This is a genomic window from Salinisphaera sp., assembly GCF_035690525.1.
GTDB lineage: Bacteria > Pseudomonadota > Gammaproteobacteria > Nevskiales > Salinisphaeraceae > Salinisphaera.
Genome location: NZ_DASSKM010000085.1, coordinates 64,865 through 74,866 on the forward strand (window position 1 = coordinate 64,865; position 10,002 = coordinate 74,866).

The 10,002-nt window shown below is 64.0% G+C and carries 8 protein-coding genes and 1 pseudogene; 4 read left to right on the forward strand and 5 right to left on the reverse strand.

The genetic code is table 11. The features are described 5' to 3' along the window. The first annotated feature begins 46 nt into the window (after positions 1-46). On the forward strand, positions 47-1,408 hold the full coding sequence (locus VFJ08_RS06385) for a glutamine synthetase family protein (protein WP_324996337.1): 1,362 nt from the start codon (positions 47-49) through the stop codon (positions 1,406-1,408). 42 nt (positions 1,409-1,450) lie between these two features. Beyond that, positions 1,451-2,758 carry an FAD-binding oxidoreductase gene (locus VFJ08_RS06390; protein ID WP_324996339.1) on the forward strand — a complete coding sequence of 436 codons (1,308 nt, stop codon included), beginning with the start codon at positions 1,451-1,453 and terminating at the stop codon, positions 2,756-2,758. A 161-nt stretch (positions 2,759-2,919) separates the two neighbouring features. Here the strand turns inward: VFJ08_RS06390 and VFJ08_RS06395 are convergent, their stop codons facing one another. From VFJ08_RS06395 to VFJ08_RS06410, 4 genes are all read right to left on the reverse strand, one after another. Beyond that, positions 2,920-4,239: a HAMP domain-containing sensor histidine kinase gene (locus tag VFJ08_RS06395; RefSeq protein WP_324996341.1), complete on the reverse strand. Its 1,320-nt coding sequence runs from the start codon at positions 4,237-4,239 to the stop codon at positions 2,920-2,922. Further along, the gene (locus tag VFJ08_RS06400) at positions 4,236-4,913 is read right to left on the reverse strand and encodes a response regulator transcription factor (protein ID WP_324996343.1); all 678 of its coding nucleotides are present in this window, start codon (positions 4,911-4,913) and stop codon (positions 4,236-4,238) included. Before VFJ08_RS06400 ends, VFJ08_RS06395 begins: the two co-directional genes overlap by 4 nt. 245 nt (positions 4,914-5,158) lie before the next feature. Next, entirely contained in the window at positions 5,159-5,911 is a 753-nt protein-coding gene (gene cmoA / locus VFJ08_RS06405; RefSeq protein ID WP_324996345.1) for a carboxy-S-adenosyl-L-methionine synthase CmoA, read from the reverse strand. 12 nt (positions 5,912-5,923) lie between these two features. Beyond that, complete coding sequence (locus VFJ08_RS06410; protein WP_324996347.1) at positions 5,924-6,649, reverse strand: isoprenylcysteine carboxylmethyltransferase family protein; 726 nt, start codon at positions 6,647-6,649, stop codon at positions 5,924-5,926. Positions 6,650-6,819: 170 nt separating this feature from the next. Here VFJ08_RS06410 and VFJ08_RS06415 point away from each other — a divergent pair, with 170 nt between their 5' ends. Beyond that, positions 6,820-7,797 carry an EAL and HDOD domain-containing protein gene (locus tag VFJ08_RS06415; protein WP_324996349.1) on the forward strand — a complete coding sequence of 326 codons (978 nt, stop codon included), beginning with the start codon at positions 6,820-6,822 and terminating at the stop codon, positions 7,795-7,797. 764 nt (positions 7,798-8,561) lie between these two features. On the opposite strand, the gene VFJ08_RS06420 is transcribed toward VFJ08_RS06415, so the two are convergent. Beyond that, entirely contained in the window at positions 8,562-9,284 is a 723-nt protein-coding gene (locus VFJ08_RS06420) for an RNA polymerase sigma factor FliA (RefSeq protein WP_324996351.1), read from the reverse strand. A 254-nt stretch (positions 9,285-9,538) separates the two neighbouring features. On the opposite strand from VFJ08_RS06420, the pseudogene VFJ08_RS06425 reads away from it, so the two are divergent. Continuing rightward, positions 9,539-10,002, forward strand: a pseudogene (locus VFJ08_RS06425) (flagellin FliC); the annotation flags it as partial.

Genomic DNA, 10,002 nt, shown 5'->3' on the forward strand with positions numbered 1-10,002 from the left:
CGGGCGATTGCTAATTTGTGATCACATTTTCATGCCACCTACGCCCATGTCGGATGCCGACCTGCCGGCCGACGCACGCGCGGTAATCGACGCGCTGCCGGATCTGGAATTCATCGAAGCTTATATTGTCGATATCAACGGCATCGCGCGCGGCAAGCGGCTGCCGGCGGCCAGCCTCGGGCGAGTCTATCGCAAGGGCCTGAACCTGCCGCTGTCCACGCCGCTGCTGGATATCTGGGGGCACGAGGTCGAGGCGACGGGCCTGGCGATCGCCTCGGGCGATGCCGACCGGCCCTGCCTGCCGGTCGCCGGCAGCCTGCGCCCGATGCCCTGGAGCAGGCGCGGCGCCGCGCAGATGCTGCTGATGATGCACGAGGCCGACGGTTCGCGTTTTGCCGGCGACCCGCGCGCGATACTCGCCGCCGCGCTCGATCGACTGGCCGCGCGCGGGTTGACGCCGGTGGTGGCGACCGAACTCGAGTTCCGCCTGTTCGAGGCCGAACCGGATGCTGCCGGCCGGCCGGTGCCGGCTCATCTGTCGACCCGGCCCGGCCGGCGCTCGCAGCTCTACGGCATTGAGGAACTGGACAATCTGGACGATCTGTTCGGCGCGATCGAAGCGGCCTGCGTCGCCCAGGGCCTGCCGATGGACACGCTGATCGCCGAACAGGGCGAAGCCCAGTACGAAATCAATCTCGAGCACGTCGGCCACGCCCTGCTGGCCGCGGACCAGGCCGTCCTACTCAAGCGCACGATCAAGGCCTGCGCGCGCCGCCACGGCCTGGCCGCGAGTTTCATGGCCAAGCCGTTCGGCGACTCGGCCGGCAACGGCATGCACGTGCACGTCAGCCTGCTCGATAAAAACGGCGACAACGTGTTCGCCGACGACCACGGCGAAACCGGGCCTCTGATGCAGTGCGTCGCCGGACTGCTTGAAACCATGGCGGAGTCGACCGCGATCTTCGCGCCGCACGACAACTCGTTCCGTCGTTTTCAGGCGGCCAGCCATGCGCCGCTCGCTCCGGCTTGGGGCGTGGACAATCGGACCACGGCGATCCGCCTACCGCTGGCCGAGCCGGTGGCCTCGCGTATCGAGCACCGGGTCGCCGGCGCCGATGCCAATCCCTATCTCGTGCTGGCCGCCGTGCTCGCCGGCATGGAATACGGCATGGCGCGCCAACTCGCGCCACCGCCCGAGACCGTGGGCGACGCCTATAGCCAACACCAGGCCTCGCTGCCGGATGCCTGGGGCACGGCGATCGACGCCTTCGAGGAATCGGGCTTCATCGCCGACCATCTCGGCGCCGATTTCCGGCGCTGGTACGCCGCGGTCAAGCGTCAGGAACGCGAGCGCCTGCGCGCGATCGTGCCGGCCGCCGAGTACGACGCCTACCTGCGCACCGTCTAGCCGAACCTACGGCCCGCACCTAACGCGATAGAGATCCGAGCCATGAGCCGCAACCCGAACAAGCAGAGTTTTCCCGCGCCGCATGCGCCGTCCTACTATGCCGCGACCGCGCACCCCGCGCCGCAACGCCCCTCTTTGGCCGGCGCGGTGCGTACGCAGGTATGCATCGTCGGCGGCGGATTCTCGGGCTTGGCGACCGCGCTGTCGCTGGCCGAGCGCGGCTATGAGGTCGCCGTGGTCGAGGCCAACCAAGTCGGCTGGGGCGCCTCGGGACGCAACGGCGGCCAGTTGGTCAACGGCTATTCGCGCGATCTGGACGTGGTCGAACGCCGCTACGGCAGCGCGGCCGCCCGGGCGCTGGGCGCGATGGCGTTCGAGGGCGCGGCCGTCATCCGCGAGCGCGTGGCCCGCTACGGCATCGACTGCGATCTGCGCGACGGCGGCGTGTTCGCCGCGCTCAACGAGCGCCAACTCAACGAACTGAAAACCCGCGTGACGAGCTGGCAATCCTATGGCCACGACGAACTGCAGATGCTCGACGAGAACAGCATCCGCGAGCACAGCAATACCGACTTGTATGTCGGCGGCCTGCTCGACAAGCGGGGCGGCCATTTGCATCCGCTGAACCTCGCGTTGGGCGAGGCGGCCGCGATCGAATCGCTGAGCGGGGCGATCTACGAGCGCTCGCCGGTGATCCGGATCGAGTCCGGCGCCCAGCCGACGGTGCATACGGCCGGCGGCCAGGTTCGCGCCGATACGATCGTGGTCTGCGGCAACGCCTATCTCGGCAAGACCGTGCCGGCGCTGCGCGACCGCGTGATGCCGGTCGCCACGCAGGTTATGGCCACCGAGCGGCTGGCAGAGGCGACGGCCGCTCGGCTGATGCCGGCCGGCAGCTGCGTGGAAGACTGCAACTATATGCTCGACTACTACCGGATGAGCGCCGATCACCGGCTGCTGTTCGGCGGCGGCACGGTCTACGGCGGCACCACGCCGGCCGATATCGAGGCCAAGCTGCGCCCGCACCTGGCGCGCACTTTTCCCGAACTCGCCGATGTACGCATCGACTACGCCTGGTCGGGCAACTTCGCGCTCACGCTCACCCGTATCCCGCATATGGGCGAACTCGAGAACAACGTGTTCTTCAGTCATGGCTATTCCGGCCACGGCGTAACCACCACCCATTTGGCGGGCCGCTTGATCGCCGAGGCGATCAGCGGCGAGCGCGAACGCTTCGACGCCTTCGCCGCGCTGAAAAATTATGCGTTTCCGGGCGGCCGGCTGTTTCGAGTGCCCTTGTCGGTGCTGGGCTCCTGGTATTACCAGACGCGGGAGAAAATAGGTTTTTAAGGGTTTCTATAAAAGTGAAGCGCGGAAAGCTGTAAAAATAATATCTTCATGTAGGTCGGATTAGCGCGCAGCGCGTAATCCGACGCCAAACGGGAATGTCCGCCGTCGTATTCTGTCGGATTACGGCTGACGCCTAATCCGACCTACACGAATTCATGCGTTTACCTCTTGACACCGTCGCGAGCGCGGGCGGCATCGGGGTCGAGCACGATTTCGATCCGCGTGCCCTCGCCCGGCTCGCTTTCGGCATGGATCGGCCAGCCCTGGCGGTCGCAGATGCGCGAGACCAGATAGAGCCCGATACCAAGCCCCGGGCTGTCGGCCATGCGGTACTGGCGTTCGAAGATATGGGTCAGCGCCTCGGGCGGCATACCGGAGCCGGTATCGGTCACGCTGATGCGCTCGGGCGTGACCTCGACCCACAGCCGGCCGTTCCCGGTATAACGCACGGCGTTGTCGATCAGGTTGTGCAGCACGCTGTAGATCACGCCCTCGGGCAGCGGTAGCGGCGTGGAGCGCGCCTCCACCGTCAGTTCGATCGCCTTGGCGATCATCGCGTCGCGTTGATACACCAGCACATCGTCGAGCACCACGGCGGCGTCGCTCAGGACTTCGTTCTCGCGCTCGGCATCCCGCGCCAGATACAGCAGCGCGGTCACCAGGCGCTGCATGCGCTCGCAGGCATGGCGCACGCGCAGCACGCGGTCGCGGGCGCGCGCGTCGAGATCGGGCATATCGTCGAGCAGCTCGCTGGCGTTCAGCGCGACCGCCAACGGCGTGCGCAGTTCGTGGCTGGCGTCCTCGGTAAACGCTTTCTCGCGGGCGATCGCGGCGTCGAAGCGCCCGATCAGTGCGTCGAAGCTCTCCGCGATGTCGCGCATATCGCGATCGCCGTAGTCGGCGGCGATCGGCGGGTTCGACCGGCCCGGCCGATAGCTGGACAGGCGCTCGGCCAGCAACCGCACGGGCCGCAGGATGAGATAGGAAAAACCGATGCCGATCAGCAGCGCGAGCACGATCACCACCGCCAGCGTCGCCCAGCCGAGCGTGGCCAGCCGATCCTCGAACTCCTCCACATCCTCCACGTTGACCATCATATAAATGGCGGCGTCGCCCACGTCGCGCCGGCCCGAGTAGTATTCACGGCCGTGGTATTGGACCACCGCGTGGTCGTTGTCGGCGATCTTCTTGAGCACCGCGGGCAAGTTCGGATCGCGGCGCGGCGCATGGCTCACATAAACCCAACCGGTCCGCCCCCGCCGCCCCTCGATCGACACCCCCTGCCGGTAGTCGATTACAAGGCTGGCCAATTCCCGGTCCAGGGTGTCGAGCTGCAATTCGTCCTGCAAAATGCCGACCAGGGCATAAATCGCGAGCGCAAAGCCGATGCAGGCCGCGAACGCGATCGACAGCATGCCGATCGCAACGCGCGTGCGCAGCCCGACCGCGGCGGACAGCGCGCGGCGCAGCCGGCGGATCACGTGGTTTCGAGCAGCCGATAGCCCACGCCGTGCACGGTATGGATGACCGGCTGACCAGCGGCGGCTTCGAGCAATTCGCGCAGACGATGCACATGCCCGCGCAGCGCGGCGTCGGACTCGGGCGGCTCGCCGTTCCAGATCTTGGCTTCGAAATCGGCGCGCGAAACCAGCCCGGGCGCGGCCCGCATGAGCATCTCGAGCATGGAAAAGCTGATCGGCGTCAGCTCGATCGACTGCTCGCGATAGCGCACCACATGGCTGTTCACATCCAAACTCAGGGCGCCGACCGTCAGCGCCCCCTGATCGGCCGGCTGATGACGGCGCACGATCGCGCGCAGGCGTAAATACATTTCGCGCAGCGAGAACGGTTTGACCAGATAATCGTCGGTGCCGGCCTCGAAGCCCTCGATGCGGTCCTCGACCGTGTCGCGCGCGGTGAGCATCAGGATCGGCGTGCTCACGCCCTGCTCCTCGCGCAGCCGCCGGCACAGCGATATGCCATCCAAACGCGGCAGGCGCAGGTCCAGGATCAACGCGTCGTAAACCTCGGCCATGCAAAGCTGCAAGCCGATCCGGCCGTCGCTGGCAAAATCCGGCTCGTCGCCCTGCTCTTCCAGATATTCGCCGAGATTGGCGGCCAGCGTCGGGTCATCCTCGACGATCAATACGCGCATCGGTTCTCATATCCTAGAGCCTGTTCGTGATCCTAAAGACGTCGCGCGCCGGGCGAACCCGCTCTCCCCGGCGCCTCATACCAGCCGTTATAATGAGGAACGATAGCCGATAAGAAAAAGAGCAAGTCCGCAAATAAACGCCGATGCACGCAAGATAAAGAAAATTTATTTCCATTTGCGTTTTTCGCGTTCATTTGCGGACTGCTTGCGTCTTCCTCTTGTATGCTTGTTTTTGCAGGTTGGTATCAGTTCGTTTCGGGATCGCCCTTGACCGCGACCAGCGACTCGAAGTTGTACCACCGGAAGAATGAATCGACGCTGGCGAATCCGCAACGCCGCAGCAGCGTATGGTTTTCGTCGCCGCGATAGGGCACCAGCACATTCTCCAGCGCCTCGCGCTTGTTGCGAATTTCGGTATCGGAATAGCCGCGGTTACGCTTATAGTCGTAGTAGAACTCGATGTAGAGCCGGTTGAGCAGCGAATCGCCGACCAATATCTTTTCCGAAAGAAACAGCACGCCGCCCGGCTTGAGCGCGGCGGCGATCGTGCGCACCAGCGCCTCGCGCGCAACCGGGCGTACGAACTGCAGGGTCCAGTTCATGATCACCATATCGCAGGCAGATAACGCCAGAGCGCCGTCCAGCTCGCCGCGAACCAGTTCGATACGATCCGACAGACCGCGCTCCGCGATTTTCCCGGCGGCCCGGTCGAGCATGTCCGGCGCATTGTCGATGCCCACGAAGCGCGCGCCGACCGGACAATCGGCATGGCCGGCAACGGCCGTCAGCGTGGTGGCGGTCGAACAGCCCAGGTCATAAACCAGACTGTCGCCGTCCGGCAGCAGCGAGGCGGCCAATTCGGTCTGCATGCGCTGGACTTCGTCGTAAAACGGGACGCTACGCGACACCATGTCGTCGAACACACCGGCCACATGCGCGTCGAAGGCGAAATCGGACGGCCGCCATTCCTCGTCGAACACTCGATCGGTCGTATCCATGTCTTGTTCCATCTAGCCGGCGTTCCACGGCCGCAGACGCCGGCTCTTCTTGAGAAAACGCGCCACGCCCCAGGCGACGGCGGTGAGCCCGGCCAGCGCGATCAGCAACGGCGCCCAGGCATCGAGGGTGCCGGCGCGCGCGGCCTTGACCGCGAGCAGGATCAGCACGATCGCGGCCGTGGTCATGAGCGTGCCGTACTCGCGCAGCACCACGGCGGCCCAGTCGAAACGGTGGCCGCTCGCCACCCGGATCAGTACCGCGGGCGCCGGAAGCCAGCGCGGCACGCGGCGACAATATTCGGCATATTCCGCACCGAAAAGCTCGGCGAGAAACGACTCCTCGGCGGCGATGATCGCGCGGTAGACCAGCCAGCCGATCGCGCCGCCGACGATCAGCCCCCAGAGGTTGCCCGCGAGCGCGAAGAAACCGATGACCATCGTCACGTTGCCGGTGTACATAGGGTTGCGACAGCTCGCGAAGACGCCGCCCGTGACCAGCCGATCGGCATGAATACGGCCATCACGGCCGCCGCGCCGAATATAGTCCAGCCCGATGGTCAGCACTCGCAGGCCTTGGCCCAGCACCAGCACCAGCAGCCCACACAGCACCACCCAGCCCGCGCCCGGCGCGTTCAGCGCCGCCGGCGGCAGCAATAGGCACACGCCTATCAGCAGCAACGGAAACACCACGTTGCGCGTACGAAACAGGGTATGCCCCAGCGATGTCAGCAACTTCATCATCGGCGCAGCAATTGATGCGGCTAGGCTAGTCGGCCGCGCGTTATCCCGGCGTAACAGCCACGACCGCCGCGCTCGACGGCGGAAACTAAATTTACCGGGTAAGCCGCCGTTATAACGATAGCCGCCGCCGGCCAAGGCCGGCTGAATAACCGAATCATGCTGTCGCGATGGCCCCGGAACCGATCAATTCAACGCTTTACGCCCGACAACGCATCTTCGACCGCACGCTGGTGCCGGTTGGTGAGGAATTGCTCTATCGCGAGCGGCCGTACCCGAATCGCGCCCCTGCGCGCTTCGACCCGGATCGCGCGACCAGCCGTGTGCTCGTGAACGCCTTCATGCACAACCCTCACCCGGCGTTCAGCGCGACGTATTCGGCGTTCGTGAATTTTTCGGCCGCCACACTGGCGCGCGATCTACCGTTTCCGCCGGATCGGCTTGTGGTGGAGGTGCTGGAATCGGTGCGGGTGAACGACGCCGTCCGGCGTCGGCTCGACCGGCTCAAGCGGCACGGATTTCGAATCGCGCTCGACGATTATACCCGCCACGATGCCGAGCACCCGCTACTCGATCATGCCGATATCGTCAAACTCGAATATCCCGCGTTCCGGCCCGCCGATATTCGGGCGGTCATCGCGCGGCTCAAGAAACGCAAGCCCGAACTACAGGTGCTGGTGGAAAAGATCGAGACCCCATACGATCTCGAATGCGCCCGCGCGGCCGGCGGGGACCTGCTCCAGGGTTATCGGCTGCACCGGCCCGAACCGGTCTTCGCGCCGATGATCGAGACCGCCCCGAGCGAACTGCGCGCACTACGCGCGGTACTGGCGAATATCGACCCATCGCGCCAGGTCGACCAACTGGCCGGCCAACTCGCCCGCTGTCCGGTAATGGCCGATCACCTGACCCGTCTGGCCGCGCATCGGCGCCCGGACCGGGCCGGCCACCGGATGGACGCGCGCCAGATTATCGACATCGTCGAACCGGCCGCGTTCGAATCGCTGCTTGATTTCATTGAAGCCGCCCGGCCGCCGCGGCGAGCCCGCCGGCGACGCACCCGCCGGCTACATTCCCCGCTGGATCTACGCCTACGAAGCGCCCTGCTCGGAACAGCCCGAAATCTGCTGGGGTTTGATGCGAGTTAGAGAACCGGCAGCAAACAAAATACCGGTCGACAAAAGCTAACGAACACAGCCGGCGTAGGTCGGATTAGGCGCTAGCCGTAATCCGACAAAATACTGCGAAAATTCCCGTCCGGCGTCGGATTACGCGCTACGCGCTAATCCGACCTACACGCTGAGAATCGAGCCATTTCCCAAGACGCTCTTTAACGTCCTCATGTGGAGGGAACCAAACCGCGAAGCGGTTTGGCGATCAACTGCAGCGATCTGTTGGGCAACAAGAAACTACTTGGCGCGGCGAACAGCGTCCAAAGCAAGGTAGGTAAGAAAACCACCGCCGGCAACAAGAACTAAACCCATTACAATTTCCATAGCTATAGCTCCGAGATATCTTTAATTTTGACCTCGATTTGACGATGAAGTGCAGAACATCCGACGGCGATGGAAAGGAGAGCAATAAATCCGCCGAGTAATAGAAACCAAGACGCAGAATGAATGCTCGTTAGCAGCCAACCTATGAGGCTGATGCCCGTAACGATCATGATACCCAGCCATAGCTTCAGATATGCGAGCTCCTCTTTTAGACCGTCTAACTTTGACATCGCTCATCTTTCACGCCGCATTGGCTCAGGATAGCACGGCCGGCGGAAATTGAGGCCCAACGCAAGATAAGGCGCCTATACATACCCTTTCTCTTGAGCAGTTAACTTTGAACAAGCTAAAGAGAAGTGCCTCGCGCAACAGCGCGAAACCTCGTGACGGCAATTCGCCGGCCTTTATGAAGACTGCTATGAAGACTCCGCATAAGCCGGCAACGCCTTGCGCAACCGCGCCACGGCTTGGCTGTGCAACTGGCAAACGCGCGATTCGGTGACGCCGAGCACCGCGCCGATCTCTTTCAGATTCAGGTCTTCCTGATAATACAGGCCCAGCAGCATCCGCTCGCGTTCCGGCAGGTCGTCGATGGCGTCCATCAAATCCTCTCGACGCGCATCGACGAAAGTAGACAAGAACGGATCGCCACCGGTCTCGACCGAATCCGCCAGCCGGCTGGGTTCGCTCTCCGGCGTGCCGTGCTCCTGGTAGCTCAGGATCAGGCCGTTGTTCACGTCGTTGAGCAGCGCATGATAATCGTCGAGCGAAATATCCAGCTCCTCGGCGATCTCGCGCTCGCGCGGCGCGCGCCCGAGGCGATGCTCGAGCCGCTCGATCGCCGTCGACAGCTCACGCGCGCCGCGGCGCACGGATCGGGGCAGCCAGTCGCGGCTGCGCAGCTCGTCGATCATCGCGCCTCTAACGCGCTGCGAGGCATAAGTGGCGAAGGTCGCGCCCTGCCCGCTCTCGTAGCGGTCGAACGCGTCCAGCAGCCCCATCGTGCCCGCCTGGATCAGGTCGTCGAGCTCCACGCTCGGCGGCAGGCGCACCTGTAGCGCCAGCGCGTGCCGCCGGATCATGGGCAGATAAGTGTGCACGGCCTGCGTGCGGTCGAGTTGGCCGGAAGCGGTGTACATAAGTCGTGCGTGACGATCGCGGGCGGTGCCCGGTATTGAAGTCCCCAGGACCGAGTTTGCGCGGCGCACGACGCGGCGGGTGGGCCGAATAGCCGGTGTTTTCGCCGGCTAATCGGCAAATTGGCGGGCGAAATTGTGAGCGCGGCCTAAAGTTCGGCGCCGCGCCGACGATAAAACGTCAGCGGCAGACGAGAACGGCCGCGACAACGGGTCAAGATCCCGTCACTACCACTACGCATTAGAGGAATCTCGACATGGCATTCACCGTAAACACCAACGTGTTGTCGCTGACCGCACAGAACAATTTGCGTCAGTCGCAAGACAAACTCAATACCGCGATCGAGCGTCTGTCCTCGGGCAGCCGGATCAACTCCGCCAAGGACGACGCCGCCGGCCAGGCCATCGCCAACCGTTTGACCGCACAAATCAACGGCTTGGAGCAGGCCTCGGCGAACGCCAACGACGGCATTTCGCTGGCCCAGACCACCGAAGGCGCGCTCGACCAGGTCAACAACAACCTGCAGCGCATCCGCGAACTGTCCGTTCAGGCCGCCAACGGCACCAACTCGCAGTCGGACCTGAACTCCATCCAGGACGAAATCGACCAGCGCCTGAGTGAAATCGATCGTATCTCGGAGCAGACCTCGTTCAACGGCACCAACGTGCTGGACGGCTCCAGAACCAGCATCGATATCCAGGTCGGCTCGGACGACGGCCA